The organism is Halorubrum saccharovorum DSM 1137 (genome assembly GCF_000337915.1).
GTDB lineage: Archaea > Halobacteriota > Halobacteria > Halobacteriales > Haloferacaceae > Halorubrum > Halorubrum saccharovorum.
The window spans coordinates 31746-58657 of the sequence record NZ_AOJE01000069.1 but is presented as its reverse complement, the minus strand read 5'-3'; the positions used below and the strand labels follow the sequence as shown (position 1 = coordinate 58657).

Below are 26912 nucleotides of genomic sequence, written 5' to 3'. Positions count from 1 at the left end.
ACGGCCTCGTCGCTGACGGACGCGTCGGGAGGTGGGGGCTGTTAGGGCCACACGTTACCCGCCCGGCGATGCGCCTCTCGGACGATCAGGCATGTTCGAGGACAGGACAGCTGCGGGGGCGCGTCTGAGCGACCGGCTCGCCGAGCGCGATCTCCGGCCCGACACCGTGTTCGCCGTCCCGACGGGGGGCGCGGGCGTGGCCCGACCGATCGCCGAGCGGTTCGACGCCGATCTGGGGCTCATAGCGGCCGAATCCATCCGGCCGCCGTCGGAGGACGTCCCCCTCGGCGCCGTGACCGACACCGGGGCGACGTGGGTCGACGACCGGCTGGTCGAGACCTTCGGCGTCGACGAGGAGAAGCTGGAAGCCGAGAAACACCGGGCCTTCCGGGAGGCGCGGAACAAACACGAGACCTTCGACGAGATCGACGAGGACCCGACTCCGGAGGGAGTCGTCGTCATCGTCGACGACGGGATCGTCACCGGGACCGCGATGAAGGCCTGCGCGACGGCGATGAGCGAAGTCGACAGCTGTTACACCGTCGCGGTCGCTCCGGTGGGCGCCTCCGAATCCGTGGTCGAGCTCCACGGGGTCGCCGACGAGGTCGTGGTGGAGACGACGGCGCCGTCGTTCGAGCTCCTCGACCAGTTCTACGAGACGTTCGACACGTCCGTCATCCCCTAGCGGCCGGGGAGCCGGGCGACGCAGTCGGGGGCGCGGACCGGACAGGCGAGGGCCGTCGGGGCGACGGCGAAAACCGGTCGCCGGCTCGCGGACACCGAGCGAACGCTCGGCGTCGCGTTAGGACAGTGTTTTAGTCAACGGTGACGCGACGGGGTGACACGGAGCGCATGCCGGGACCTGTCACGGGAGTCGAAGGCGTCGGGAGCGAGATACCGCTGCGCCCAGCGCGTCGCGACCGCCGTTCGGTCGGTCTGGGAGCGGGTCGCAGCGGGGTCGGAATCCGGCCGCCGGGAGCGTGATGGCGTGGCACCTGGCCGGCGCGGTCGTCGGCCTCGCGCTCCTGATCTACGGGGGCGAGCGGGCGGTGGCGGCGGCGGTCACCATCGCGACGGCGTTCGGTCTCCCGACGCTGCTCGTCGGCGGGACGCTCGTCGCCGTCGGGAGCTCGATCCCGGAGATCACGACGGCGGTCTACGCGGGGCTGTACGGCGCGGGGGACTTCGTCGTCGGACATATCATCGGCTCGGTCACGTCGCAGATCACGCTGGGCGTCGGCGTCGTCGCGCTGCTCTCGCCGCTCCGACTGGAGCGGGCGAAGGTCCGGTTCTACGGGGCGGGGGTGATCCTCGCGATGTCGCTGCTGCTCATCGCCATCAGGTCGGGGACGGTCACCCGCGTCGAAGGCGGCGGGCTCGTCGCGGCGTACCTCTGCTTTCTCGGGATCAGGATCCGGACCGACGGCCACGCCACGCTGGTCGAGCGACACGCGGACGGGGACCGCTCCGTCCGGCGGGCGGCGGCCTGGATCGCCGTCGGGTTCGCCCTCGTCGCCGCCGGGGGGCACCTCCTCGTCGTTCACAGCACGGCGCTGGCGGTCTCGCTCGGGGTTCCCGACTACCTCCTCGGGCTAGTGACCGGGCTCGGAACGACCCTCCCCGAGATCGCGATCGCCGCCCTCGCGATCCGCCGAGACGAGGCCGACATCGCCGTCGGAACGCTGTTCGGCAGCAACGTCACCGACCCGCTGTTCTCGCTGGGGGCCGGCGCCGCCGTCGGCGGACTCGCCGTCGACCGAGTCGCCCCGACGGTCGCGTCCACGGTGTACGCGATCGCCGTGTCGATCGTCGTCGTCGCGCTCTTCTACCTGAACGGCGAGATAAACAGACGTGCGGCCGTGGGCTGTATCGCGATGTACGTCCCGACGTTCCTGTTGTGAGGGGGCCGCACCCCCGCCCGGGCTCACTCCCGGGGCCGTAACCGCTCGTCCTCGGAGAACTCGCCCGTCTCCGAGAAGAACGTCTCGTTCAGCTCCTTCAGCGCCCCCCGGAGGTGCTCGTGGAGCGTCGGCGGCGCCAGGTCGAGCGAGTTCGCGATCTCCTTGGCCGTCGACTCTCGGGGCCAGTCGAAGTACCCCGCCGAGTAGGCGGCCTCCAGGACCGAGTACTGCCGGTCCGTGAGGTTGTTCTCCAGCGACTGGCGGAAGTCACCGACCGACTGGATGTCGCGTTCGGTCTCGCGCTTGGCGGTGAGTTCGATGTCGTCGAACCCGCTTTCCATCGCCTCGACGACCGTTCGCACGTCCGTGTCGGGCGCGACCCTCGCCGTGAGGTGGCCGCTCCCCTCGTCGACCACCATCGACTCGATGCTGGCACCGGCCTCAATCAGCGGGAGGACGACCGTCGAATCGGCGACCCGGAGCTCGCAGAGGCGCGTGTCGGCCGAGTCGCTGACCCCTCTGGCGATCTGGACCTCGGGCCGCTCCGTGGCGGCATCGAGGAACTCCCGTGCAGTCGCCCCGCTGATCTCGAGGTAGCAGGTGAGTTCGCGGTCCGCCGCCGGGACGAACCCCTTCAGATCGATGCGGGCGCCGGTCTCCCGAGAGAGCGCGACGAAGAGGTCCGCGGAGTCGTTGATGTCGAACTCCAGTTCGACGACCGTGTCAGCGAGCATCAGCTTCTTCGTCTTGGCGGAGTGGATCGCGTTGGCGATGCTGTCTCCGAGCTCCGACAGCACCGCGACCTCCCGCTCGTCGAAGAAGTCCTCTTGGTCGGTGAACACGCTCAAAACGCCGTAGACGGTGTCCTGATGCTGTAGTGGGACGATCGCGCCGGCGGAGATACCCCGGTCGGTCGCCGAGAGGCCGAGCGGTTCGAGCGCCTGCGTCTCGCCGCCGTCTCCCAGGTCGTCGACCACCTGTACCGCTCCGGAGTCGACGGCGGCGGTGATGGGTCCCTCGCCGCCGTCGGACACGGCCTGATCCCCGATCTCGCCGTCTTCGCCGGCGAGGTACCGTGGCGTCGTCTGCTGGAAGCTGACGGTGTACTCGCCGATCCACGCCAGTTCGTAGGGGCCGTGTTCGACGAGTCGATCGCAGGCCGTCCGTTCGATCTCCTCGCGCTCGGAGGCGACGACGAGTTCCCGGTCGATCTCGCGGATGAGCGAGGTGATCCGCTGGAGCCGCTGAAGTTCGGATCGCAGCTCGCGGACCTGGTCGGACTCAGAGGCCCGTTCGGCCTCGTTCTTGAGGTCGGTCGCGGCCTCCGGATCGCGGAGGTCCTCCGGGTCCCGCGACGCCAGCGCCTCCGCCTTGGACTCCATCGCGAAGTGGTCCTGGGCGTCCGGATCGAACTCCCGTCGCAACAGGAGCTCGTCGACGGTGTCTCGGAGCTCCGTCTGCGTGATGGGCTTGACGAGGTACTCGTCGAACTCGAGGTCGATGATGTCGGTGTCTGGCGCGACCGCGGTGAGCATCGCCACCGGGCAGTCGATACCCCGCTCTCTGATGTCCTCTAAGACCTTGTCGCCGGGGATGCCCGGCATTCGGCGGTCGAGCAGGACGAGATCGAGGTCGTCGTCGATGCGCTTGCGCGCCTGGACGCCGCCGTACTCGATCTCGACGTCGTACTCGTCGGGCAGCCACATCCCGTACGTGTCCGCGAGGTCCTTGTCGTCGTCGACGATCAGAACCGTCGGGGTCTCCGTGACGCCCTCGGCCGACGACGCCGAGCCCGCTTCGCTCATCGCGACCTCACCCCCCGAAAGGCCCCGAGGGCGCCCCCGACGCCCACGTCACGCACCCATCGTCGACGGACCCGAGTTATTGACATAGATCCAATCACTCCCTGCGTGGTAGACCGTAATGGGTGTATAAAAACCTCAGCCTAATACTCGATCTGCTGACCGGTCGTCCACCCGATCCGAACCTCCTGCGGGCTCGAAGAATAGGCCGTGGTTCGATATCGACGCCGCCGGTACGACTCTCCGGCGATGACCGCCGAACCGTATCATTCCGAACGGCCGTTCGTGTACGAGTGCGCCGAGTGTCAGAGCCGTCTCGATCCCGCGACCCTCTCGGGGTTCGATCCGGGAGACGAGCTGATCGAGTGCCCCGAGTGCGGCGGCGAGCTGTGGAACCTCAGGACCCCGTCGGGGGAGTGAGCGCGCCGACGCCTCACTCGGCGATCGGGATCGCCAGGACGGGCGCCACCCCGTCTCGGACCGTCCGCTCGGTCACGCTGCCGAGGAAGAACCGCCGGACGCCCTCCCGACCGTGGGTCCCCATCGCGATGAGGTCGACGTCCCGCTCGCGGGCGTAGTCGGAGATCGCCCGTTCCGCGGTGCCCTCCATGACCCGTGACTCGAAGTCGAGGCCGTAGGCGTCGGCGTGTTCGCCGACCCTCTCCACGTCGTTCGAGCGCTGCTCTTCGAGGGCGTCGACGATGTCGGGGACCGCGATGGCGCCCGTCCCGCCCGTGGCCATCGACTGCACGTCGACGACCGCGAGACCGTGGACGGTCGCGTCGCAGGCGTCCGCGAGCGCGCAGGCGTGCTCCGCCGCGCGCTCCGATCCCGCCGAGCCGTCCGTCGGAACGAGGACGTCGTCGACGGCCGCGACAGCGTCGGGACCGGGGACGGCCAACACCGGCACGTCGAGGGTCCGAAGCGCCCGCTCGGTGACGCTCCCGAGCAGCAGGCGGTCCAACCCCGTCCGGCCGTGCGTGCCCATCGCGACGAGATCGGCGCCGACCCGGTCGACGTGGGCTTCGATCCGCTCGTGGGGCGCCCCCATCTCGATCGTCGTCCGAGAGGAGACGCCCGCGTCGGCCGCCGCGGCCTCGACGCGGCCGATGGCCTGCACCCAGTGCGTGCCGAGGTCCTCGCGGTCGGGGTCGTCCGGCAAGGGGTCGTCGGACACGACGCCGGTGCGCGGGTAGTGCGAGGGCTCCGCCACGGCGAGTATCGAGACCTCGGCGTCGACGATGTCTGCCACCCGAACGGCCGTCTCCGCGGCGGCCTCTGCCGGTTCACTGGCGTCGAACGGAACGACGATTGAATCGTACATGGGCTTCACTCCGGACCCTCAGCGGAGAGCCGGAAAAGGGGCGGACCTATCTGCTTACACGGACGGGGGTGGCACCGGCGACCGCGAGGGAGGCGCAACGCGGGAACGGGGCGCGCCGCCTCAGGCGCGGTCGAACCGCAGCCGGAAGACCGCGCCGTCGTGCTCGCTCTCGCCGACCTCGATGCTCCCGCCGTAGAAGTCGATGACCTCCTTCACGAGGTAGAGCCCGAAGCCGGTGCCGGGGTTTTCGAAGTCCTTCGCCGTCTGGTCGAACACGGTCTCGCGCCGCTCGTCGGGGATCCCGGGCCCGTTGTCGGCGACCGAGACCACGACCGAGTCCGAATCGACCGTCACGTCGACCCACACGGCCGGGTCGTCGCTCGGGTTGTGCTGGACGGCGTTGAGCAGGACGTTGTCGAGTACCTCACCGAGCAGGTCGTCGGCCACGACGTCGACGGACGGCGCCGACTGGAGGCGGTACGTCGCCTCGGAGTGAGTCCGCTGTGCACGGACGACGCGGCGTTCGATCACCGACCCGATGTCGCGGGGGCGCAGTTCCCGGTCCTCGCCGCGCCCGACCAGGTCCGTCACCCGCTGGACGGTCTCGACGAAGTCGATCATCTCGCGGGTCCGTTCGCTGGCGGTCTTCAGGCTCGACGCCACCTCGTAGTCGACGCGGCCGTCGAGCTGATCGAGGCGCGCTTCCAGCACGTTGAGGCTGTTGAGGAGGTTGTGGCGGAGCAGGCGGTTGATGAACTCGAGGCGGTTCCGCTCCCGCTGGAGCTGCCGGTCCTGCTCGACCGACTGCAGCGCGTACGAGATGATCGACCCGAAGCGCTCCAGCGCCGCCTGTTCCTCGTCGTCGAAGGCGTTCGTCCGGCGGGAGTACACGTTGAGCGTCCCGTGAAACTCGCCGCCGTCGACGATCGGGATCGACGCGGACGCCGAGTAGTCGAGCCGCTCCGCGTGGTCCCGCCACGGGTCGTATCGGCTGTCGGCCGAGACGTCTTGGACGACCTGCATCTCGCCCGTCAGGTGGGCCTGCGCGGTCGGGCCCTCGGTGGTCGGCCCCCCGTCGAGCCAGATCGTGGTGTCGTCGAGGTACCCCTCGACGCCGGCCTCGGCGCTCACCGTCACCTCGTCGTCCTCCGCGGTCCCGATCCACGCGAACGCGTAGGAGTCGGACGAGGCGAGCCGATCGCAGACCAGCTCCTCGATCTCCGACCGGGAGGAGAGACCGAATATCGACTCCACGAGGTTGCGCACGAGCGAGTTGAGGTCGTTGAGCGCCGTCAGCCGCTCGTGCTGGTCACGGAGCGTCTGCTCGCGCTCGATCCGGTGGACCGCGGCCGCGGCGGTCGTCGAGACGATCTCGATCAGCTCCCGCGTGCTCGCGTCGAACGCGCCGACCGCCGGCGAGCCGGCGACGAGGGCGCCTCGGTCGCCGACCGGTGCGAAGACGGCAGACCGGAGGTCGGCGTCACGGTCGAGGCCGTCGTAGCGGGGCGCGGTTCGGACGTCGTCCAGGCGGCGAGTCTCGCCCGCGGCGAACGCCGAGCCGAGAGGGGTCTCTCGGTCCAACGACACCGCGGGCGGATCGAGGTCCAGCAGTTCCGCGTCGTCGGCGATCGTCCGCGGTATCAGGGCGTCTTCCTCCGGGTCGTGATCGAGATACCACGCGGCGGGCGCGTCCAGCACGTCCCGAACGGCCGCCGTCGCGATCTCGGCGACCGCCTCCTCGGAATCGGCCCGGAGGAGGTCGGTCGTGACCCCGTGGAGGGCGACGAGCCGCTCCTCGAACCGCTTGCGCTCCGTGATGTCCCTGACGACGCCGCAGCGCCCGGTCCCCTCCTCGAACGCGAGGGGCTCTAACCGCGCTTCGACGGGGCGTTCCTCGCCGGACTTCGTGAACAGGTCGAGTTCGAGCGTCGCCTCCTCGCGGGTCCCCCGGACGAGCTCCTCGGCGAGCCGTTCGGCCTCCGAAGAGACCGCTTCGTCTTTGAGGACCGTTACGGGCTGGCCGAGCAGCTCCCCCCGATCGTATCCGCTCAGCTCGCAGAACGCGTCGTTGACCATGATGAACCGATCGTCCTCGTCGACCGCGTAGACGCCGTCGGTGACCGCCCCGACGACGCGTTCGTACAGCTCGAGGTCGCGTTCGCGCTCCTTGCGCTCGGTGATGTCCTGCGCGGTGCCTCGGAGCTTCGCCACGTCGCCGCCGTCCGTCACCGGCACGCCCTGGACGTGGAGCCACCTGACCTCGCCGTCGTCCGGCACGAACCGCGCCTCGATATCGAAGGAGTCGCCGGAGTCGAGCGCTCCGTTCACGGCCTCCTCGACGAGGCGTCGGTCGTCCTCGTGGTAGACCCCGAGGGCGGCTTCGAGGGACGGCTCCTCCTCGCGGTCGAAGCCGAGCATGTCGAAGAGGTGGTCGGACCAGAAGACCTCCGTCGTCTCGGCGTCGAGCTCCCACCCGCCGACGTCGGCGATCCGCTCCGCCTGTTCGAGCAGCTCCTGGGTTCGGTCGAGCTCCCGCTGCCGCGCTTTCTGTTCCGTGATGTCCCGGACGACGCCGACCCGTTCGCCGCTCGGGAGCAGCGAGAACGTGGCGACGGCGTCGAGCGTCTCTCCGTCGGCCCGTTCGAGCGTCGCCTCCAGGCTCGCCGTCGAGCGCGCTCCCGACCGCAGTTCGGCCTCGAGCGCCGACGCCGTTGCGGTCGTCTCCTCGTCGACGACCGCCGAGACGTCTCGACCGACCAGGTCCGCCTCCGAGTAGCCGACCATCTCGGCGTAGGAGTCGTTGGCCATCTGGAAGGTCCCCTCCTCGTCGACGACGTAGATCCCCTCGTGGATCGTCTCGACGATCCGCTCGTACCGTTCGAGGTCCCGCTCGCGTTCGATCCGCTCCGTCACGTCTCGGAAATACACGGACAGCCCCGTCTCAGACGGGTAGGCGTTGACCTCGAACCAGGAGTCCAGGGGCGGGTAATACTCCTCGAAGGAGACCGGCTCCTGGGTTGCCATCGCCCGCTCGTACTCGCGCTGGAAGGTCGTCCCGACGGCCGCCTCGAACGCGTCCCAGACGACCGTTCCGACGACGGCGTCCCGGTCGGCTTCGAGAAGCTCGGAGGCGCGTGCGTTGAGATACGTGAACTGCCACTCGTCGTCAAGCGCGAAGAAGGCGTCTTCGATACGCTCTAACACCTCCTCCGCGTCCGTGGCAACGGTCGCCATAGCGTATTACGGCAGTCTCGAAACAGCGGTATAGGCATTACGCCTCGGGGGGTGATCGGCGGCCGCCGGCGCGCCGACCGGGAGGTGGCTCGACGCGTTCGGACCGGCGCCCGGTCGGGCGAGTCAACGATTAGGTCGGGGGTTTATCAGTGGGATTCCGAATGCCACCCGTAATGAGCCTCCCGTTGGGAGACCGACTCCGACGCTGGCTCGCCGGCGGGAGCGTCAGTCTGCTCGGAGGCGGCCTTCTCGTCGTCCCGTTGTACGACATCTGGGACGACATCACCGATCTGTCGTGGAGTATCGCACCGACGCTGATCGAAAACGCCCCGTTCCTGCTTCTCGCAAGCGGGCTCGCGGTGGGGGGTATCTGGCTGATCCGGACCGACTGGGAGACGAGGCAGGTCACGACGGTCGCGCGCCGCACCCTGCTCACGGCAGCGGCCGTGATCGTGCTTCTCGGGCTGGCGATGGCCCTCCAGCTCCACGTGCTCGGTCGACTCAAGCCTGTCGTGTTGGCGCTCGACGGCATGCTGGTCGGGGCCGCCGCGTCGTTCGCGCTCAGCATCTCGACGGTACGGTCAAACATCTTCAGACAGCAGATCAGCCACCATCGGGAGCTGAACGATCGGCTGGAGGACCTCTACGAGGCCGTCAACGAGCTCGCCTCGGCGACGGACCGGGCGGAGACGTACGAGATCCTCGAAGACACGATCGCGGGCGTCGCCCCCGCCACCCCGTTTCGCGTCGTGGTCGACGGCGAGACCGTCATCGAGCACGGTCGGGAGGCGAACGCGACCGATCCCGCCCGCGACGTCGAGACCGTCCCGATCGGCGAGCGTGGGGCGATCGAACTCCAGGGCGGGAGCCTCGAACGTCACGAGCGCTCGACGCTGCAGCTGTTCGGCTCCTACGTCGACGAGACCATCCAGCGCGTCGAGCGCGAGGAGCGGCTCCGCGACGAGCGGAACCTGTTGGAGTTCGTCAACCGCACCCTCCGGCACGACCTGATCGGAGACATCTCGCTGGTCGAGGCGCGGCTCGGAATGCTCGACCGGAACGCGGACTTCGAGGACGACAGCAACGAGGACCACCTCGCGGTCGCGTTGGATCGGACCCAAGAGATGGAGGAGTTCGTCCAGACGATGCGAACGTATATGCGGTCGGTGTTGAACGACGACCACGACCTCCAGACCGTCGCGCTCGGACCGGTCGTCGACGAGCAGACAGAGGCGATCGAAGAGACGCACCCCCACGTCGAGGTCGAGAGGGGACGGGTTCCCGAGGCCCCCGTCCGGGCGGACGACCTGTTCCACCGAGTGCTGGCGAATCTGTTCGAGAACGCCGTCGAGCACAACCGCTCGTCGACGCCCCGGATCCGGATCGACGGCGAGCGGGACGGCGAGGTGGTCCGGCTCCGCGTCGCCGACAACGGGCCCGGAATCTCGGAGTCCCGGCGGGAGTCGATCTTCGCCCAGGAGGAGCGGGGAACCGACAGCGACGGGACCGGGTTCGGGCTCTACCTCGTCAAGGACATCGTCGAGGGATACGGGGGGAGCGTCAGCGTTCACGAGAACGATCCGCGCGGCGCCGTGTTCGAACTTGAGCTGCCGGTCGCCGGCCGTGGTTGACGACGGGCGCAGCGATCCGGCATCGGACGGCACGGCGATCTAACGCCGACCGCTGCCGGTGCTCGGCGCAGACGTGACCGCCACGTCCGCGACTGAAGCCGTGGGGTTCAGCCTCGCCCATCCGTGATCCGACGCGTTCTGTCACCGCCTCCGTACTCAAGGGCGGAGCGTCGACGGGAACTGCGGAAGAAGATACCCCGAGGGCCCACAGCACTCGGGGATTTCCCCGACGATGGGGCGCGGAACAACCATGTGATTGCCGGTCCCAGCAGAGGGGGGGGGGAGTGGGGCGGGCAGGTGGATGGTCGGCAGGTGGGCAGGTGGGTGGTCGGCAGGTGGGCAGGTGGGTGGTCGGCAGGTGGGCAGGTGGGTGGGGAGAGGGACCCTGTCGTCGTGTGGCGGACACAGGGCAGGGTTGTCGAATTGCGGATCGCCTCTGATCGACCCGCAATACCCTCTCCGTGCCTTAGGCTACTGAACCATCGGCCTAATCACGTGGCGAGTTCGACTTCGCCGGCTGCGTTCGCCGTGTGCCGGAACTCCCCGAAACGTCTCGCTCGGTCCCAGGACGGGCGTGTAGCCCGGAGCTATTTACGGAAACGGTCGCGGATCAGCGTATGGTCGAGCGACACCACGCCGATGACCCGCTGGCCCGACTCCGCGAGCGGACCCCCGTACTCCAGACGCTGAGCGAGGCGGGCGCGGAGGACCTGCCGTTCGAGGGGACGGCGGTCGCGGTCTCGTCGCACCTCGAACCGAAGACGGGGATCTTCGTCGAAACGCTGCGAGACGCCGGTGCGGAGGTCCTCTGCACGGCGAACGATCCCGAAAGCGTCCACGGCGACGTCGTCGCCCACCTCGACGCACAGCCGGGGATCACCGCGTTCGCCGAGCCGGGGATGAGCGAGGCCGATCTCGATCGAGCCCACCGCGAACTGCTGGACAGGGAGCCGGACGTCCTCGCGACCGACGGCGCGGAGCTGCTCGCCAAACTGTACGCCGACCCGGACCGTTCGACCGACGAAATACGCGGGTGTACCGAACAGACGACCTCCGGCGTCTCGCGGGCGCGGGCGATGGAGGCCGACGGCGTCCTCGACGTCCCCGTGTTCGCGGTCAATCACACGCCGATGAAACACTGGTTCGACAACGTCCACGGGACCGGCGAGAGCGCGCTGACGAACGTGATGATCTCGACCAACACGGTCCTCTCCGGGCGGACGGTCGTCGTCGCGGGGTACGGGTACGTGGGTCGCGGTGTCGCGACCAAGGCGCGCGCGATCGGGGCAAACACCGTCGTCACGGAGGTCGACCCGCGGAAAGCGATCAGAGCCCACATGGACGGCCACCGGGTGCTTCCGATGGACGAGGCCGCCGATGTCGGCGACCTGTTCGTCACCGCGACGGGCAACTGCCGCGTCCTCCGCGCGCGGCACTTCGAGCGGATGAGCGACGGCGCGATGCTGTGTAACGTCGGCCACCGCGACGTCGAAGTCGCCGTCGCGGAGCTCGCGGACATGGCGACCGAAATCACGGACCTCGAAGAGGGGATAACCCGCTACTCGCTGGCGGACGGTCGGGAGATCGACCTGTTGGCCGAGGGCAAGCTGGTGAACCTGACCGGGCCGTACAGCCAGGGACACCCCGCCGCGGTGATGGACTCGACGTTCGGTGCGATGTTTCTGGCGGCCCGCGAACTGGCGGTCGGCACCGAACGCGAGCCGGGCGTCCACCAGCTTCCCGAGCGGCTCGACAGGGACATCGCGCGGCTGAAACTCGACGCGCTCGGGGTGGAGATCGACTCGCTGACAGACCTGCAGCAGCGCTACCTCGACGCCTGGCAACGCGACGAGATCGTGTAGTTCCGGCGTCAGACAGGGAAAAAGGGATTCGCGGGAGATCGGAGGGGAAAGGCGGCGCTTCCCGGAGAGACGGGAGACGGGCGGTCCGCCGAGAGCCCCGGCCTACGGCCGGATCTCTGGCCGGTCACCGAGAGGGACAGTCAGTCGCGACGCCTTCGGGCCAGGAGCGCGACTCCGAGGAGCGCGATCCCAGCGAGCACCGCGAGCGCGATCTGCGATGCCCCGATGGGCGACGGCGAGTCATCGGTCACCGGTTGCCCGTCTCGGGTGTCCTGCCCGTCGGCTACCGGATCGAATTCGGGGACGGTCGGCGCGGGCAGTGCGTATTTCGGCGTATCGTCACCGTCAGTACTCCCGTCCGAACCGCCGTCGTCGCTGCCCGCGGTTCCGTCACTCCCGCCGGTTCTGTCGATCTCGTCACTCCCGTCGGTTTCGTCGCTCCCGTCGGTTCCATCACTTCCGTCAGTACCGTCGCTCCCGTCGGTTCCGTCACTCCCGTCACTCCCGTCGGTCCCGTCACTGCTATCGGTCTCGCCACTACCATCGGTCCCGTCGCTTCCGCCCCCACCGTCGCCGCCGGTCGTGGCGTCGATAGTGGCGACGTCGCTCCGCGTCACGCTACCGATCTTGCTGTCGACGAGTTGCGAATCGACGTCGTAGGTCGCCTCGCCGTTCGGATACGCGACGCTGACGTCGACGGAGACACAGAGGTCGATGTCGCCGCCACCGTCGGCGCTGGTCGCGAACTTCACCGTCTCGTCCGTGCCGTCGTCGTCGTACCCCTCGACGAGTTCGGCGCTGGAGGTGATGCTCGTGGCGTTGGCGTTCGCGGAGTTCACCGAGAGCCCGCTTGCGAGCGCGTTCGGGAACTCCACGTAGTGCCAGTCGGTGTCGCCGTCGGCGCTGACGTCCGACAGCTGGACGCACACCTTCTGGTTGTTCACGGTCTCGCCGGGCGTGACCGAGTTCGGCGTCGCCGAGCCGTCAACGATCGTCGCGGGCGTGCTGTCGAGCGTCACGGTGCCCGACTCGCCGTCGGCGCCGTCGTTGTTGTCGGCGTCGTCGGCCTCGGTCAGCGTCGCCGTGTAGGTCCCGTCGCTCGGGGCCGAGTACGTCGTGTCGTAGACCCAGGTGCCGCTCGCGTTCGTCTCCGAGAAGTCGCTCTCGGTGAGCGTCGCCACCGTCTCGTCGCTGCCGTTGGTGACATCGACGGTGGCGTTGACGATTTCCTGGCTGGAGTCGAAGCGCACGCTGACGTTTCGATCGGCGGGGTTCGTCACCGCGTAGTCGGTGATGATCGGCGCTTCCGTCTCGCCGACGGTGATCGACGTGACCGCGTCCTGTTCCGCGCTGTCGCCGTCGCTGTCCTCGACGCGGGCGTCGATGTCGTAGGTCGCGTTGGTGTCGGGGTAGTCGACGCTGGTGTCGACGGTGACGGTCAGATCGACCGCGCCGCCGGCGTCGGTGTCGGTCTGGAACCGCACCGTCTCGTCCGTGCCGTCGTCGTCGTACCCCTCGACGATCTGGGCGCTCTGAGCGATGCTCGCCGAGCCGTTGACGGTCGCGTAGTTCACCGAGAGCCCGTCAGCGAGCGCGTTCGGGAACTCCACGTAGTGCGTGTCGGTGTCGCCGTCGGCGCTGACGTTCGCGAGCGTCACCGCGACCTTCTGGTTGTTGACGGTCGTGCCGGGCGACACCCGTTCGGGGTCGGCCGCACCGCCGTCGATACCGACCGTGAGAACGTTGACCCTGACGGACTCGGTCTCGCCGCTGGCACCGTCGTGGCCCTCGTCGTCGACGGCCTTCCGAAGCGTGACGTCGTAGCTGCCGTCATCGCTCAGGGCGGTCGTCGCATCGTACGTGTAGGTGCTGTTGTGTCGGGTCTCGGTGAAGTCGCCCTCGGTGAGCGTCGTCACCGTCTCGCCGCTGCCGTCGGCGACATCGACGGCGATCTCCGCGAGGTGCTCGCTGGAGTTGAACGAGACGTTCACCTCCCGATCCGTCGGGTTCGACACCGCGTAGTCGGTGATCGAGGGGACCTCGCTCGTGGTGACCGTCGTCGCGTTCGTGACCTCCGCGGTGTCGCCGCCGCTGTCGACGACTCGGGCGTCGATCCCGTAGGTCGATTCGCCGGCGGGGTAGGTGACGCTGGCGTCGACCGTCAGGTCCAGGTCGGCGTCGCCGCCGCCGTCGCCGCTGGTCGCGAACTTCACCGTCTCGGTCACGCCGTCGTCGTCGTACCCCTCGACGAGTTCGGCGCTGGAGGTGATGCTCGTGGCGTTGGCGTTCGCGGAGTTCACAGAGAGGTTCCCGGCCAGCGCGTTCGGGAACTCCACGTAGTGCCAGTCGGTGTCGCCGTCCTGGCTCACGTTCGCCACCCGGACGGACACCTCCTGATTGTTCACCGTCTCGCCGGGGGTGACCAAGTCGGGATCCGCGGAGCCGTCAGCGATCGACATCGGGCCGGTGACGGTGACCTCGGTCGCACTCAGCTCGTCACTGATCGCGATGTCGCGAGCGCCCGTGGCGCTGAAGTCGGTGACGAACGAAACGGTCGTGCGCTCGCCGCTCGCGAGCGTCCCGTTGCGGTAGCGGACGACCGACCCGTCGATCCGCAGGGAGGCGTTGTACGTTTCGCTCCCGCTCGCCGTGTTTTCGACCGTCGCCGAGACGGTCAGGTCCTCGCCGACCTCGACCGTCGTGTTGTTGCCGTCGGCGACGCCGTCGTCAAACGTGAGGTTGCTGTACGTGACGTTCGGCGACGTGTCGATGTCCACGGTGTCGTGATACTCTTGCCACTGGTTGTCGCTCGTGTCGTGGAGCGTCAAGTTGGCGTCGAAGTCGTCGGACGGGTTCGTGACGTTGCCGACGACGACGCGGACGGGGTCACCGTCGCTCACGCTCCGGGAGTCTCCGAGCTTGAACCCCACAGTCCCTCCGGAGGAATCGAACTGAGTGAGATCGCCGGCGAACTCGTCGCCGTCGACGTACACCTGTACGTCCGACTCGCCGACGTCGCTCACGTCGGCCGGGGCGAGGTGGACATCGATGTGCTGCAGGGTGTCTTGGTTGTCCAACTCGACGTTTCCGTCCGCCGTGTACGTGACGTTGGACGCGCCCGCGTCGTCGTCGTCCGGGGCGATCGACGTGTTCGTCGCGGCCGCGGCGGTGCCGGCGAGGGCGACACTGCCGGCGACGACCGACGCGACCACGAGCGCCGAGAGCGCCAGCGCACGCCGCTTCGCTGGATCGCTACTCATCGATTATCTCCGCGGAGCGGCGGTTCGATTCGCCGGATCGGTCCGGGCTGTCGGACCACTCCGGGTGACGAGGCGCCGTCTCCGGCCGGGATGGTGTTGGTTCCTGGTCGTGCCCGCGACGCCAGTGTCCGTTCGCCGTATCGACGCGTCGGTCGAGTGGGCGGCTCATGATCGGTAGTCCTCTCTGATGCCGGCTCGGTACCGGAGCCTGGCACTGGACGGTGGTTGACTGAGAAGCCCAATCAGGGACGGACCTACACACTTCACGAAAAATCCGTCGAGACGCTCAGTAAAATCGCGAGACTGCAGCCGGATCCCACGGGCGGTTAGGCCGATATAGCGCGGGCGAACGGCGGCCAAGTCGCGACCTCAATGGGGCTCGACCCCGGGTCTCGTCGATGTCACCGCGACGCTCACGCGTCGTCCGTCGCCCCCGACCCGCGCAGGTCCCGCTCCGAGTACCGATCCCCGCGATCCGGGAGCGGGACCACGACCACGTCGTCGGCGCCGAGGACACCCAGCTCCGCCAGCCGATCGACCTTGGCCAGGCACGCACCACTCGACGGGCCGACGAGGAAGTCACCGTCGACCCGGAGGTGGTCGCGGACGAACGACCGGTCCCACTGGCCGGGGTCGACGATCCGGAGCCGCCGGTCCTCGTGTGCCCGGTAGAGCCGCCGTACGTACCGATAAGCCGTGTCAGTCGAGACGAACGACACCGTCTCGACGGCGCGCGGCTCGAACGTCCCCGGGACGTAGTGGCCCTGCGAGTGCATGTGTTTGAGCCCGGCGATGTCGTGCTCGTCGGTCGCCGGTTCGAACCCGTAGACGTCGACGCCCCGGTCGGCCAGCGCGCGGCTCACGCCGACGAGCGTGCCGCCCGTCCCCGCGCCGGCGACGAAGTGCGTGACGGCGCCGTCGGTCTGGCGCCAGATCTCGACGCCGGTCGTTCCGGCGTGGACGCCCGGGTTCGCCGGGTTCTCGTACTGGTCGAGGTAGCGGTACCGATCGGGGTCCGATCGGACCGTCTCCCGGCAGCGCTCGACGTACGCGTCGTAGCCGCGCTCGTCGTCGACGAACGTCGTCTCGGCGCCAGCGTCCTCGATCGCGGCGATCTTGCCCGCACCGGCGTCGTCGGGTAAGACGATCTCCACGTCGAGCCCGTATCTCCTGCCGAACCGCGCGACCGCCGCGCCGGTGTTCCCGCTCGACGCCTCGACGAGGGTCCGCCCGTCGAGCGGCTCCGGCGACGCCCGCGCCGCGTCGACCATCGCCTTCGCGATCCGGGTCTTGATCGACCCCCCGCCGTGCGGGAGCGTCGGCTGATTGAACCACTCGGCTTTCCCGTACACGGTCGGATCGACGTCCACCGCCAGTTCGACGAGGGGGGTCTCTCCGACGGCGTCGGGGTCTGCGGCGTTCGACATACCGGGCGTCCCGGTTCGATCGCCGAAAAACCCGAGCAAAATCGTCGCCTCTCCGTCTCGCGACGCTCCGACCGCGGCGGTGCGACCGCGACGCTCCGACCGCGGCGATGTGAGCAGGGGACCCGCCCCGTTCGCGTCGGACGCTCGCGGCGACCGTCGGTTAGCCCCCCGTTTTAACCGGACGGCACCGAGACGGGCGGTGCATGAGCCCGACGATCGAGGTCAGCGAAGAGACGGTACGCGAGTTGGACTCCCACCGAGAGGACGGCGAGAGCTACGACGAACTCATCCAGGAGTTGGTGGCCATCTACGAGCAACAGGGGGCGTTCACCCAAGAGGGGTACTCCGAGTAGCGAACTCGATCGGTAACGGCCTTCGAACGAACCGCCGTCGAGCGGCGGAGAGACGGCGCTGGTCGTCGCATTAGGGTGTGCGGTTATGAGCGCTGCCCCGCCTGCTTCGCCCATGTTCGACACGGACCCGACTGAGGGACTGGTCGCCTGTGAGGAGTGCGGCGCGCCGCGCTCCGCGACGGATATCGGACTGAGCGAGACCGACTCGGCCATGAGCTGCGTCCGGTGCGGGAACGACTCGTTCACGGAACTCCGCGACCCCTCGGAGGAGTGAACCGAACGCCGGGAGACGCGATCCGCGTCGCGGGGAGGTCCGGATTTGGAGCCGGATACAAGGGGCCGGCCCGAGGAGAGCCGCCATGGATATCGGCCTGTTTGCGCCGCACGAACAGCATGGCCCGTCCCGGCTCGTCGACCTCGCCGAGCACGCCGAGCGGGCGGGCTTCGACTCGGTCTGGACGAGCGACCACTTCCACCCCTGGTGGCACTCCGGCGCGGAGTGCGGCGCGGCGTGGCCGTGGCTCGGTGCGGCGCTGGAACGCACCGACGCGGTTCGGATCGGAACCGGCGTGACCGCGCCGATCGCCCGCTACCACCCGGGGCTGATCGCGCAGGCGTCGGCGACGCTCGCGTCGATGTACCCCGGTCGGCACCACCTCACGCTCGCGACGGGCGAGGCGCTCAACGAGCGGCCGCTGGGGTTCGACTGGCCGCCGTACGCGGAGCGAAAGCGTCGGCTGATCGACGCCTGCGAGATCGTCGATCGCCTGTGGGACGGAGGGTTCCACGACTACGACGGCCGCTACTGGGACCTCGACACCGCGAGGCTCTACACGCTGCCCGAGCGGCGCCCGCCGCTCTTCGTCGCAGGCAACGGCGCCGAGACGACGACGGTCGCCGGCCGATACGCCGACGGCTTCCTCACGCTGGCCGACGTGGAGACCTACCGCGACGAACTGGTCCCCGCGCTTGAACGGGGGGCCACCGAGGCGGGGCGGGACCCCGACTCGATCAGGCGGATCAAGCAGGCGTCGGTCGCCTTCGCGACCGACCGCGACGCGGCGCTCGACGCCGCGGAGTTCTGGAGCGGCTCGCACGCCGTCGGCTTCGACGAGGACGTCCACGACCCCCGCGAGATCGAGTCGCGGGGGGAGTCGCTGTCCCGCGAGGAGCGGGCCGACTGGGGGCTGGTCACGACCGACCCGGCCGAGGTGCGGGCCCTGATCGACCGCCACGCGGCGGCCGGCTTCGATGAGGTCGAACTGCTGGTCACGTCCCCGGATCTCGGGGAGTTCGTCGACGCGATGAGCGAGACGGTCCTGGGCGACTGATCGCCGCGGGACTCCGCCGCCGCTACCCCTCGAAGTACGCCGTGAGCACGTCGAGCGGGCGGGTGTTGCGCGCGTCGTCGAACTCGCGCCGGCCCCGCCCCCGCGATGAGAAACCGGAGCCTCACTCCAGGATCTTGTACGCCTTCCTGACCTCGTCGAGGTCCGACATCTGGTCTTCGATGCGCGCACGCGTCTGCTCGGCCTCGCGCCTGAGGGCGTCGACGGTGTCCGCGGTGTCGGTGGCGTCGTTGTTCTTCAGGGCCGCGATTTTCGACGTGAGCGTGAAGTGACGCTGGAGTTCGTCGTCCAGGTCCGATCGGACCCGGAGTTCGTCGACGGCGTCGCGGAGTTGCGACTTCGTGACCGGCTTCCTGAGGTACTCGTCGCAGGGGAGCTCGGCGAGGTCGCTGCCGGGCTCGAGGCCGGTCAGCATCGCCTTCTGATCGTTGACGTCCCGCTTCTCCATGTTCTGGATCACCGTCATTCCCGAGAGGTCGGGGATCTGTCGGTCGAGGAGGACGATGTCGACCGACGAGTCGTACCAGGTGAGTCCGTCCGATCCCGAGTAGGCGGTCCGAACCTCGTACTCTGGTTCGAGCCAGACCGAGTAGGTGTCCGCCAGTTCTCTGTCGTCCTCTACCACGAGTACGGTCGGCTCATCACCGGAGCGTCGAGTCTGTGACATGGTTAGGTTGGGCGGCTGTCGCTGGGCGTCGTCTCTCGCGACGTGACCGGCTTCACCGGCGGGCCTCGCGTCGTTTCCGTTCGGCCACTCATCGTTTTCGTGCGACAACTCTGGTCTGAACAACCATTAAAGACGGACCAATTTCGGGGTCCGGAAACGAGACCGACGAGGCATTCCCCGAGAGTGACCGACCGCGTCGCGTACTCGGTCGTGTCGGCGGCCGACCCAGCCCGTTAGGCCCTGGCATTACCCAACTGACGCCGGTAGAACCGGCTGAAATGTACGAGGATAGAGTTACCGCGGGCAGGAGACTCGGCGAAGAGCTGGCCGGTCAGTACATCCGCCCGGACGTCGTCTTCGCGATACCGGCGGGCGGTATCAACGTCGCCCGGCCGATCTGCGAGCGGTTCGACGCCGAGCTGGGGCTGATGGTCCCCGAGCCGATCCGGACCTCGGCGACCGACGACCTCCCGGTCGCCGCCGTCACCGACACCGGCGTCACGTGGGTCGACGAGCGCGCGGTCGAGGCCTTCGACGTCGACGACGAGGCGTTCGCCGCTGAGAAGCAGCGGGCCTTCCGAGACGCGAGGACCAAGCGCGAGCAGTACGAGGCCGAGGTCGGGGACCCGTCGCCCTCGGGGACGGTCGCGATCGTCGGCGACGGGGTCATCGACGGCATGCGGATGAACGCCTGCGTCTCGGCGGTTAGTCAGGTCGACGACGCCAGCGCCGTCGCGGCGGCGCCGATCGGGACGACCGACGCCGCCGCCGCCCTCCGCGCCGAGTGCGACGAGGTGGTGTTCAACCGGACGGTCTCCGGCAGCGAGGTTCTGGGCCGGTACTACGAAGCGTTCGGCGGGAGGACAGACCTGCCGGATTCGCAGCCGTAGGACGGTGGGACTCGCGCTGGCGCGGCGGTCACTTCGGTCCGCGATCCGCGGAGTGCATCGACGCGGAGGGAAGACAATAGGTCCCGTCTTGAGGGGGCCTCGGTCGGAACTCCCGTTCCGGTTTGTTCCGCGCAAACCGGTGATCCCACATGGATTACGACAGTTTCATGGGCGAAGTACAGCACAGACTCGAACTGAGTTCGAGCGGCGAGGCGGTCAGGGCGACCCGCGCCGTGTTGACGACGCTCGGGGAACGGCTCGGATCGGGTGAGGCGGCCGATCTCGCGGCCCAGCTCCCGATGGAGATCGATCGCTTCCTCACCGAGCCCCGTTCGGGCCAGCAGTTCACCTACGACGAGTTCGTCGACCGGGTCGCGGAGGAGGCACACGTCGGCGAGAGCGAGGCCGCGTTCTACGCGCAGGCCGTCGTGTCGCTGGTCTGTTCGATAGCCCACGACAGCGAGGTACGGGACGTTCGGACCCAGCTCCCGGACGAGTTCTCGGCCCTCTTCGAACTGGCGGACGCCGACGCCGCTCCCTGGTAACTCACTCGGGGAGGGGTTCCCGGGGTCCTGGGATCGACCGCCGAGCGCCGGGGGTTCGGCGTCGAGAAACGGGGCTTCCGCCCCCAACGAAGGCACACAGGGGCGTTCCGGCCCCCGATAGGCCGTGTCTTTTTCCCGAGCGTCGGGAGAGTCGTCCTATGGGCGAACCCGAACAGAACAGCGGTCTGCCCGTCGATCACGAGGAGTCGCGCGCAGAGCACGTCGAGTCGATTCTGGCGGAGACGGAGTGTCTCGCGGACGACGCCCACAAGTACCCGATGCGACGAGAGGAGCTGGCGACGGAGTACGCGGACCGCGTGATGGACCTGCCGAACGAGACGGAGTCGCTCGGCAGCGTCTTCGACAGGCTCGTCGACGAGCGGTACGACAGTCCGATGGAGGCCCGCGAGGCCGTCCTCAACGAGCTCACCGGCGAGGAACACGAGCTGCGCGAGTACAACGACGAGCGCGAACTCGAACGGCTCGCGGAGGACACCCACGCGGTCGGGTCGCTGCAAGACGACGACCGGGGGGAGTAACGATGGCACGGCTCGATCCGCGTCGGTCGTTCCGCGGCCCGTCCGAGGCGACCCCCGCCGTCGAATCGGTGAACAGACACGCTCGCGCGGTGAGCGATCCCCGGGACCTCGACCCCCTCGTCGACCGTCTCGCGGACGCCGACTGCGTCCTCCTGGGTGAGGCCTCGCACGGCACGTCGGAGTACTACCGCTGGCGTGCGGAGCTCACGGCGAAGCTGCTCCGCGATCACGGCTTCTCGTTCGTCGCCGTCGAGGGCGACTGGCCGAGCTGTTACGAGGTCAACCGCTACGTCAAGGACCTGCCGGACTCCCGCGACGGGGCTCGCGAGGCGGTCGACGCCTTCGGTCGGTGGCCCACCTGGATGTGGGCCAACTGGGAGACGATCGGCTTCCTCCGGTGGCTCCGAACGCACAACGACGGGCTCCCCGAAGGCGAACGGACGGGCTTCTACGGGCTGGACGTGTACAGCCTCTACGAGTCGCTTCAGGCGGTCATCGACTACCTCGACGAGGTCGATCCCGAGGCCGCCGCGGACGCTCGCGAGGCCTCCCGGTGTTTCGAGCCCTACGGGAAGGACGCACAGCGGTACGCCCGGTCCCTCCGGCTGGTCCCCGAGTCCTGCCAGGAGGAGGTCGTCGAACTGCTCGACGAGCTGCGTCGGAGCGCGCCGAAGTACGGCGAAGCGAGCGACGACGACGCGTTCAACGCCGAACAGAACGCGCTGGTCGCGCGGAACGCCGAGGCCTACTACCGGACGATGGTCGACGGCGAGGAGGACTCCTGGAACGTGCGCGATCGGCACATGACCCGAACGCTGAACCGGCTGCTCGACCATCACGGCCCGGACGCCTCCGGGATCGTCTGGGCGCACAACACCCACGTCGGCGACGCGCGCGCGACCGACATGCCGCGGCACGGGCGAATCAACATCGGTCAGCTCGCCCGCGAACAGGACACCATCGGCGACGTCGAACTCGTCGGGTTCGGCTCGACGGAGGGCGAGGTCGTCGCGAGCGACTCATGGGGTGCGGAGATGCGCACGCTGGACGTTCCCGCGGCCAGCGCGAACAGTTACGAGGACGTGTTCCGCCGGGCGGAGCCGGAGAACGCCCTCCTGTTCAGCGACGAGGTGCCCGACGGCGACCCGCTCGAAGACGCGCGCGGTCACCGCGCGATCGGCGTCGTCTACCGCCCGAAAAACGAATCCGGGAACTACGTCCCGACGGTCCTCCCCGAGCGCTACGACGCGTTCCTCCACATCGACGAGACGACCGCGCTCCACCCGATCGAGTTCCACCCCGATCGCGAACGCGTTCCCGAGCTGTACCCGTACGGGCTCTGAGGGCGTCCTCAGTCGGGGGCGCGCCGGGGCCGCGTCGGATGGGAGGCCCACCCGCCGTCCCCGCGGCGTCCGTCCGATGAAGATATTTGGGTCGGGGACTATCTCCCCTCGCCGCGAGCGGTTACGCAATGCTCGTCGCATTCGATTTCGACGGCGCGTTGGCGGTTTCGGACCCGTTCGTCCGACTCGGCGAACAGCACGGCACGGGAAACGACATCGCTTCCCTCCTCGACCGGATGCGGGCGGGCGACATCGAACACGAGGGCGGGCTGCGATCGATCGCCGACCACCTCGAAGGACTCGAGACCGAGGAGGTCGAGGAGGCGTTCACACACCTCCAGCGTCGCAGCGGCGCCTCCGACCTTCTCGGCGCGCTCCAGCGCGCCGGCCACCACGTCGCCGTCATCAGCGACGCCCCGGAGGTCGCGATCCGGTCGTGTCTCGAAGCGGATACCTTCGACGTTGACACGGTCGTCGGCACTCGCCTCGTGGGCGAGAAGGGCGCCCTCACCGGGGAGATCGAGGGGTCGCTTCTGGGAGAGAGCAAGGACGCGGTCCTGAAAGAGATCGTCGCTCGGGAGGGCGCAGAGATGGCGGAGACCGTCGCGGTCGGCGACGACCGGCGCGATCTACCGATGATTCAGGCGGCGGCGACGGGGATCGGCGTCGATCCCGACACGGCCGTCGCCGACCAGTGTGACCACGTCGTGCCCACGATCGACCGACTGCAACTCCGGTTCGAGGAGCACGGCATCGTCTGAAGGACGGGCCGACGAGCGTCGGATGAATCGGTCGCGGCGCTCAGGGCGAGTACTCGGGCGACTGGGCCTCGATCACTTCCGCGATGTCCCCCAACTCCTCGCCCGCCGTCGCGACGACGTCGTCGAGCGTCGCGACGCCGATGAGCTTCCCGTCCTCGACGACCGGAATCCGGCGCGCGTGCGTCTCGGCCATCGTCTTCGGCAGCTCGACCGCCTCGGCGTCGCCCTCGATGGTGACCGGGTCGGCGGTCATGATGTCGCTCGCGTCCAGCGCCGAGACGTCCCCGTGGTCCGCGACCGCCATCGCGACGTCCCTGTCGGTGACGACGCCGACGGGCCGTCCCGCCTCCTCGACGATGACGCTCCCGACGCCCTCGTTCCTGAGGAGCTCCGCGACGCGGACGGCTGGTGTGTCCGGCTCTGCGACGACTGGCTCGACTGCGAGGTGTTCGACTGGCATAGGTGCGGCCCTCACTTCCGGAGATTGGGGGTTAAACACGGAGCCTAAGCGCCCGAGCGACGTGTCGACGGATAGGCACGGGAGTATAACCCGCGGCGCCGTCAACCGCGCACCATGGCCGGGACCGACGAGACGGCTGGCCAAACGACCGACGGTCAGTTCGAGACGCCGAGCGACGTCAGCGACGACAACCCCTACGTCCGAGAGCCGGACACGGAGTTCGGGGCGGTCGCGGACCTCTCGAAAGCCGAGGCCGAAGCGCAGGCGGAGGACCTCCGGGAGGCGATCCGGTCCGCCGCGATCCGGGAAGCCGAGGTTCGAGCCGTCGAACACCGTGGGGCCCCACACCGGGCCCTCGATTAGGGCGGTCCTTCTTCGGTCCCGATCGCGAGCCGACCGAGACGAGCCATGTTCACGGACAGGGCCGACGCGGGTGAGCAACTCGCATCGATGCTCGAAGAGCGCGGCGTCGACGCGGACATCGTCCTCGGGATCCCGCGCGGCGGGTTGCCCGCGGCCGCGGCGGTGGCGGAGCGACTCGGGGTACCGTTGGACGTCATCGTCGCCAAGAAGATCGCGCACCCGGGCAACCCGGAGTACGCCGTCGGCGCGGTCACCGCCGACGACGTCGCGTGGTACGACGACGAGCCCCTCCGCCAGCTCGGGCTCGACGAGGACGAGCTCGACGACGAGCGCGAGCGGGCCCGACAGCGCGCCGAAGAGAAGCTCGACGGCTTCCAAGACGGGCGCCCGCCGGTCGATCTCGAGGGGAAGCACGTCCTGATCGTGGACGACGGCGTCGCGACCGGTGCGACGATGCGGTCCTGTGTCCGGACCGCCAAGGACGGGGGAGCGTCGCGCGTCACCGTCGCGGTCCCGGTGGCCCCGTCCACGAGAGTCCCCGAGCTGGAACGGGAGGCCGACGCAGTGATAACCCTCCGAGCGCCGGAGCGGTTCACGGCCGTCGGCCGGTTCCACCAGACGTTCGACCAGGTGTCGACCGAGGAGGCCGTCGAGTATCTCGAAGCGTCCGCCGCTCCCAGATAGCGGTCGAGACCTCCGTCAGGGGCGGATCTGCGTCCCGGCGTCCCCGGCGACGGCGGCGTCGATCTCGTCGGGGGTCGTGATGACCGCTCGCTCACCGCCGTCGTCGAGGAACGCCAGACACGCCTCGATCTTCGGTCGCATGCTCCCCGCGGCGAACTCGCCTTTCTCGAGAGCGACCCGGAGCGACGCGGCGTCCGTCTCCCGGATCGGTCGCTGGTCGTCGGTCCCGAAGTCGCGGTACGCGTACTCGACGTCCGTCGCCATCACCAGACACTCCGCGTCGACCGCCGAAGCGACGAGCCGCGTCGTGCGGTCTTTGTCGACGACGGCGTCGACCCCGTCTCCGTCGCGGACGACCCCGTCGCCGTCTCCGTGGCCGACGACCCCATCTCCCCCTCTGTCGCGGACGACCGCATCGCCGCCGTCGTCGACGACCGGAACGCCGCCACCGCCGCCGCAGACGACCGTCGATCCCCCGTCGACGAGGGCTCGGATCGCGTCGGTCTCGAGCACCGCCGTCGGTTCGGGCGAGGGGACCAGCCGCCGGTACGCTCGATCGCCGTCGGGCGTCGTGACTTCTCCCGTTTCGAAGGGCTTCTCCGCGGCTTCCGCCGCCGTGTAGTACGGGCCGACCGGCTTCGACGGGTCGTCGAAATCCGGATCGGCAGGGTCGACGCGCACCCGGGTCACGACGGTCGCGATCCGCCCGTCGACCGCGCCCTCCAGCTGGTCGGCGATCAGATAGCCGATCTGCGCCTGGGTCTCGGCGACGAGCACGTGGAGCGGGCGTTCGGGGGCGTCCGCCGTCGCCTGCTGTACCAACGACTGGCCGACTTGCGGGCCGTTACCGTGGGTGAACACGAGCTCGTGTCCCCGGTCGGTGAGCGCCTCGACGGCGTCGACCGTCTCCCCGATCCGCGCCTTCTGCCGGGCGACCGTGACCGGGCTCTCGCTGGCGATGGCGTTCCCGCCGAGCGCGATCGCTGTTCGCATACGCGTTCGTCTCGGTCGACGCTCAAAAATCAGCGGGCAAATCGCCGAACGGCGCTCCGGACTGAGTGTTGGCCGGTCAGAGGCCGAGCCGGTCGTCGTACCGGTCCAGCAGGTCGTCGAACGACCCCTCGTGGAGGTCGATGTCGTAGCCGACGTCGACGACTGGGACGTCGACGTCGACCTGGCGAGCGAGGTCGTGGGGGGTCCCCGCGAGGACGAGGTCGCAGTCGACGCCCGCGATCGTCGCTTCGAGGTCGCGGATCTGCTCGTCGCTGTACCCCATCGCGGGGAGGACCCCGTCGAGGTGGTCGTACTCCGCGAGCGCCTCCGCGATGCTCCCGACCGCCGCGTCAGTCGGGTCGACGCGAGCCGCCGCGCCGTACGTCTCGGCGGCGGCGGCGGCGGCGCCGCGGGTCGCGTCGCCGTGCGTGAGCGTCGGGCCGTCCTCGACGGCGAGCACGCGGGCGCCGTCGATCCGGTCCGGGTCGGGGACGCTCACGACCGAGTCCGCGTGACGGATATCGGCGTCGGGATTGACCTCGCGGACGTTCTCGACGACGGGCGCGACGGCGTCGGCGGTGTTCTCCTTGTTGAGGAGGACGCAGTCGGCCCGTCGGAGATTCGTCTCGCCGGGATGGTAGCTCGTCTCGTCGCCGGCCCGCAACGGGTCGGCGAGCACGACGTGCAGGTCCGGTCGGACGAAGGGCAGTTCGTTGTTTCCGCCGTCCCAGACGATGACGTCCGCCTCGGCCTCGGCGGCGTCGAGGACGGCCTCGTAGTCGACGCCCGCGAAGACCACGTGTCCGGCGTCGACGTGTTGTTCGTACTCCTCCCGTTCCTCGATGGTGACGCCGGCGGCGTCGAGGTCCGCGTGACTGGCGAACCGCTGGACGCGGTTCTCGACGAGGTCCCCGTAGGGCATCGGCTCCCGAATGAGACGGACGGCGTGGCCGCGGTCCGCGAGCGCGTCGGCGAACGCGCCCGCGGCCTGCGACTTGCCGCAGCCGGTGCGGACCGCGTCGACCGCGAGCACCGGCACGGACGCCTCAAGCATCATCGCGTCGGGCCCGACGATCCGGAAGTCCGCACCCGCCGCCATGGCGCGGGAGGCGGCGTGCATCACGTGTTCGTGAGAGACGTCGGAGTAGGAGAACACGACCTGATCGACGTCGTGGGTCTCGACCAGTTCCGCGAGCCGCTCCTCCGGCTCGATCGGGATGCCCTCGGGATACCCCTCGCCGGCGAGCGCGCTCGGGAACCGCCGGTCAACGCCTCCGAGTTCGCCGAGGTTCTGTCCGGGCGCCCGCGTGAAGGCGACGACCTCGGCGTCCTCACGGTCCTCGAAGACGGTCAGGAAGTCGTGGTAGTCTCGCCCCGCCGCACCCATAATTAGGACGCGCATCTCGGCATCGCGTTGAACCGCCGCGTGAAAGTGAGTTTCCCCTAATCGCTATGCCAGAGGCCGTTCACGCTCGTTCCCCGCCGAACCGATCGTTCGTTCACAGGACGCTCCTCCTTGGATTA

Annotated in this window: 24 protein-coding genes; 15 read left to right on the top strand and 9 right to left on the bottom strand. The window is 69.0% G+C overall.

Translation table 11 applies throughout. From position 1 onward, the window contains the following. The first annotated feature begins 91 nt into the window (after window positions 1–91). Window positions 92–685: a phosphoribosyltransferase family protein gene (locus C471_RS14365; RefSeq protein WP_004050205.1), complete on the top strand. Its 594-nt coding sequence runs from the start codon at window positions 92–94 to the stop codon at window positions 683–685. 298 nt (window positions 686–983) lie between these two features. Next, entirely contained in the window at window positions 984–1901 is a 918-nt protein-coding gene (locus C471_RS14360; protein ID WP_004050204.1) for a sodium:calcium antiporter, read from the top strand. A gap of 23 nt (window positions 1902–1924) precedes the next feature. Here C471_RS14360 and C471_RS14355 read toward each other — a convergent pair whose 3' ends face one another. Next, window positions 1925–3706 carry a bacterio-opsin activator domain-containing protein gene (locus C471_RS14355; protein WP_004050203.1) on the bottom strand — a complete coding sequence of 594 codons (1782 nt, stop codon included), beginning with the start codon at window positions 3704–3706 and terminating at the stop codon, window positions 1925–1927. A gap of 246 nt (window positions 3707–3952) precedes the next feature. On the opposite strand from C471_RS14355, the gene C471_RS17510 reads away from it, so the two are divergent. After that, window positions 3953–4123: a DUF7129 domain-containing putative zinc-binding protein gene (locus C471_RS17510; protein ID WP_004050202.1), complete on the top strand. Its 171-nt coding sequence runs from the start codon at window positions 3953–3955 to the stop codon at window positions 4121–4123. A 13-nt stretch (window positions 4124–4136) separates the two neighbouring features. Here C471_RS17510 and C471_RS14350 read toward each other — a convergent pair whose 3' ends face one another. Both C471_RS14350 and C471_RS14345 read right to left on the bottom strand, forming a co-directional pair. Next, window positions 4137–5027, bottom strand: coding sequence for a universal stress protein (locus tag C471_RS14350; protein ID WP_004050201.1), 891 nt, complete (start codon window positions 5025–5027; stop codon window positions 4137–4139). 120 nt (window positions 5028–5147) lie between these two features. Next, window positions 5148–8261, bottom strand: coding sequence for a PAS domain S-box protein (locus C471_RS14345; protein WP_004050200.1), 3114 nt, complete (start codon window positions 8259–8261; stop codon window positions 5148–5150). 173 nt (window positions 8262–8434) lie between these two features. Between C471_RS14345 and C471_RS14340 the strand changes: the two genes are divergently transcribed. Beyond that, window positions 8435–9892 carry a sensor histidine kinase gene (locus C471_RS14340; RefSeq protein WP_004050199.1) on the top strand — a complete coding sequence of 486 codons (1458 nt, stop codon included), beginning with the start codon at window positions 8435–8437 and terminating at the stop codon, window positions 9890–9892. Between the two features lie 617 nt (window positions 9893–10509). Then, a complete protein-coding gene (locus tag C471_RS14335) occupies window positions 10510–11754 on the top strand; it encodes an adenosylhomocysteinase (RefSeq protein ID WP_004050198.1) in 1245 nt (414 codons plus the stop codon). A 140-nt stretch (window positions 11755–11894) separates the two neighbouring features. Here the strand turns inward: C471_RS14335 and C471_RS18255 are convergent, their stop codons facing one another. Further along, window positions 11895–15014 (bottom strand): surface glycoprotein, encoded by a 3120-nt coding sequence (locus C471_RS18255; RefSeq protein ID WP_004050197.1) that lies wholly within the window; start codon window positions 15012–15014, stop codon window positions 11895–11897. 413 nt (window positions 15015–15427) lie between these two features. Beyond that, complete coding sequence (locus tag C471_RS14325) at window positions 15428–16441, bottom strand: PLP-dependent cysteine synthase family protein (RefSeq protein WP_004050196.1); 1014 nt, start codon at window positions 16439–16441, stop codon at window positions 15428–15430. Window positions 16442–16644: 203 nt separating this feature from the next. On the opposite strand from C471_RS14325, the gene C471_RS17775 reads away from it, so the two are divergent. From C471_RS17775 to C471_RS14320, 3 genes are all read left to right on the top strand, one after another. Next, a complete protein-coding gene (locus C471_RS17775) occupies window positions 16645–16794 on the top strand; it encodes a DUF7557 family protein (protein WP_004050195.1) in 150 nt (49 codons plus the stop codon). Window positions 16795–16906: 112 nt separating this feature from the next. After that, on the top strand, window positions 16907–17068 hold the full coding sequence (locus tag C471_RS17505; RefSeq protein WP_160163151.1) for a hypothetical protein: 162 nt from the start codon (window positions 16907–16909) through the stop codon (window positions 17066–17068). 85 nt (window positions 17069–17153) lie between these two features. Beyond that, window positions 17154–18125, top strand: coding sequence for a TIGR03557 family F420-dependent LLM class oxidoreductase (locus C471_RS14320; protein ID WP_004050194.1), 972 nt, complete (start codon window positions 17154–17156; stop codon window positions 18123–18125). A 121-nt stretch (window positions 18126–18246) separates the two neighbouring features. Here C471_RS14320 and C471_RS14315 read toward each other — a convergent pair whose 3' ends face one another. Beyond that, entirely contained in the window at window positions 18247–18768 is a 522-nt protein-coding gene (locus C471_RS14315; protein ID WP_004050193.1) for a response regulator, read from the bottom strand. Window positions 18769–19088: 320 nt separating this feature from the next. Between C471_RS14315 and C471_RS14310 the strand changes: the two genes are divergently transcribed. The 5 genes from C471_RS14310 to C471_RS14290 all read left to right on the top strand — a co-directional run bounded on the left by C471_RS14310 (window position 19089) and on the right by C471_RS14290 (window position 22888). Beyond that, complete coding sequence (locus C471_RS14310) at window positions 19089–19700, top strand: hypothetical protein (RefSeq protein WP_004050192.1); 612 nt, start codon at window positions 19089–19091, stop codon at window positions 19698–19700. A gap of 149 nt (window positions 19701–19849) precedes the next feature. Then, complete coding sequence (locus C471_RS14305) at window positions 19850–20245, top strand: DUF2267 domain-containing protein (RefSeq protein WP_049909440.1); 396 nt, start codon at window positions 19850–19852, stop codon at window positions 20243–20245. A 158-nt stretch (window positions 20246–20403) separates the two neighbouring features. Continuing rightward, window positions 20404–20784, top strand: coding sequence for a DUF5789 family protein (locus tag C471_RS14300; protein ID WP_004050190.1), 381 nt, complete (start codon window positions 20404–20406; stop codon window positions 20782–20784). 2 nt (window positions 20785–20786) lie between these two features. Further along, window positions 20787–22127, top strand: coding sequence for an erythromycin esterase family protein (locus C471_RS14295; RefSeq protein WP_004050189.1), 1341 nt, complete (start codon window positions 20787–20789; stop codon window positions 22125–22127). A gap of 128 nt (window positions 22128–22255) precedes the next feature. Continuing rightward, the gene (locus tag C471_RS14290) at window positions 22256–22888 is read left to right on the top strand and encodes an HAD family hydrolase (protein WP_004050188.1); all 633 of its coding nucleotides are present in this window, start codon (window positions 22256–22258) and stop codon (window positions 22886–22888) included. A gap of 40 nt (window positions 22889–22928) precedes the next feature. On the opposite strand, the gene C471_RS14285 is transcribed toward C471_RS14290, so the two are convergent. Beyond that, window positions 22929–23348, bottom strand: a complete 420-nt coding sequence (locus C471_RS14285; RefSeq protein WP_004050187.1) for a CBS domain-containing protein — start codon at window positions 23346–23348, stop codon at window positions 22929–22931. 114 nt (window positions 23349–23462) lie between these two features. On the opposite strand from C471_RS14285, the gene C471_RS14280 reads away from it, so the two are divergent. Together C471_RS14280 and C471_RS14275 are read left to right on the top strand one after the other, a co-directional pair. Further along, on the top strand, window positions 23463–23711 hold the full coding sequence (locus tag C471_RS14280) for a hypothetical protein (RefSeq protein ID WP_004050186.1): 249 nt from the start codon (window positions 23463–23465) through the stop codon (window positions 23709–23711). A 45-nt stretch (window positions 23712–23756) separates the two neighbouring features. After that, window positions 23757–24395, top strand: coding sequence for a phosphoribosyltransferase (locus C471_RS14275; protein ID WP_004050185.1), 639 nt, complete (start codon window positions 23757–23759; stop codon window positions 24393–24395). Window positions 24396–24410: 15 nt separating this feature from the next. Here the strand turns inward: C471_RS14275 and C471_RS14270 are convergent, their stop codons facing one another. Then, the gene (locus C471_RS14270) at window positions 24411–25388 is read right to left on the bottom strand and encodes an amino acid kinase family protein (RefSeq protein WP_004050184.1); all 978 of its coding nucleotides are present in this window, start codon (window positions 25386–25388) and stop codon (window positions 24411–24413) included. A gap of 76 nt (window positions 25389–25464) precedes the next feature. Further along, on the bottom strand, window positions 25465–26790 hold the full coding sequence (locus C471_RS14265) for a GTPase (protein ID WP_049909438.1): 1326 nt from the start codon (window positions 26788–26790) through the stop codon (window positions 25465–25467). Between the last annotated feature and the right edge of the window lie 122 nt (window positions 26791–26912).

Bases quoted from the DNA above. Each gene is read 5' to 3' on its own strand.
- C471_RS14365 (WP_004050205.1), top strand. From the start codon at position 92: ATGTTCGAGGACAGGACAGCTGCGGGGGCGCGTCTGAGCGACCGGCTC.
- C471_RS14360 (WP_004050204.1), top strand. From the start codon at position 984: ATGGCGTGGCACCTGGCCGGCGCGGTCGTCGGCCTCGCGCTCCTGATC.
- C471_RS14355 (WP_004050203.1), bottom strand. From the start codon at position 3,706: ATGAGCGAAGCGGGCTCGGCGTCGTCGGCCGAGGGCGTCACGGAGACC.
- C471_RS17510 (WP_004050202.1), top strand. From the start codon at position 3,953: ATGACCGCCGAACCGTATCATTCCGAACGGCCGTTCGTGTACGAGTGC.
- C471_RS14350 (WP_004050201.1), bottom strand. From the start codon at position 5,027: ATGTACGATTCAATCGTCGTTCCGTTCGACGCCAGTGAACCGGCAGAG.
- C471_RS14345 (WP_004050200.1), bottom strand. From the start codon at position 8,261: ATGGCGACCGTTGCCACGGACGCGGAGGAGGTGTTAGAGCGTATCGAA.
- C471_RS14340 (WP_004050199.1), top strand. From the start codon at position 8,435: ATGAGCCTCCCGTTGGGAGACCGACTCCGACGCTGGCTCGCCGGCGGG.
- C471_RS14335 (WP_004050198.1), top strand. From the start codon at position 10,510: ATGGTCGAGCGACACCACGCCGATGACCCGCTGGCCCGACTCCGCGAG.
- C471_RS18255 (WP_004050197.1), bottom strand. From the start codon at position 15,014: ATGAGTAGCGATCCAGCGAAGCGGCGTGCGCTGGCGCTCTCGGCGCTC.
- C471_RS14325 (WP_004050196.1), bottom strand. From the start codon at position 16,441: ATGTCGAACGCCGCAGACCCCGACGCCGTCGGAGAGACCCCCCTCGTC.
- C471_RS17775 (WP_004050195.1), top strand. From the start codon at position 16,645: ATGAGCCCGACGATCGAGGTCAGCGAAGAGACGGTACGCGAGTTGGAC.
- C471_RS17505 (WP_160163151.1), top strand. From the start codon at position 16,907: ATGTTCGACACGGACCCGACTGAGGGACTGGTCGCCTGTGAGGAGTGC.
- C471_RS14320 (WP_004050194.1), top strand. From the start codon at position 17,154: ATGGATATCGGCCTGTTTGCGCCGCACGAACAGCATGGCCCGTCCCGG.
- C471_RS14310 (WP_004050192.1), top strand. From the start codon at position 19,089: ATGTACGAGGATAGAGTTACCGCGGGCAGGAGACTCGGCGAAGAGCTG.
- C471_RS14305 (WP_049909440.1), top strand. From the start codon at position 19,850: ATGGATTACGACAGTTTCATGGGCGAAGTACAGCACAGACTCGAACTG.
- C471_RS14300 (WP_004050190.1), top strand. From the start codon at position 20,404: ATGGGCGAACCCGAACAGAACAGCGGTCTGCCCGTCGATCACGAGGAG.
- C471_RS14295 (WP_004050189.1), top strand. From the start codon at position 20,787: ATGGCACGGCTCGATCCGCGTCGGTCGTTCCGCGGCCCGTCCGAGGCG.
- C471_RS14290 (WP_004050188.1), top strand. From the start codon at position 22,256: ATGCTCGTCGCATTCGATTTCGACGGCGCGTTGGCGGTTTCGGACCCG.
- C471_RS14285 (WP_004050187.1), bottom strand. From the start codon at position 23,348: ATGCCAGTCGAACACCTCGCAGTCGAGCCAGTCGTCGCAGAGCCGGAC.
- C471_RS14280 (WP_004050186.1), top strand. From the start codon at position 23,463: ATGGCCGGGACCGACGAGACGGCTGGCCAAACGACCGACGGTCAGTTC.
- C471_RS14275 (WP_004050185.1), top strand. From the start codon at position 23,757: ATGTTCACGGACAGGGCCGACGCGGGTGAGCAACTCGCATCGATGCTC.
- C471_RS14270 (WP_004050184.1), bottom strand. From the start codon at position 25,388: ATGCGAACAGCGATCGCGCTCGGCGGGAACGCCATCGCCAGCGAGAGC.
- C471_RS14265 (WP_049909438.1), bottom strand. From the start codon at position 26,790: ATGCGCGTCCTAATTATGGGTGCGGCGGGGCGAGACTACCACGACTTC.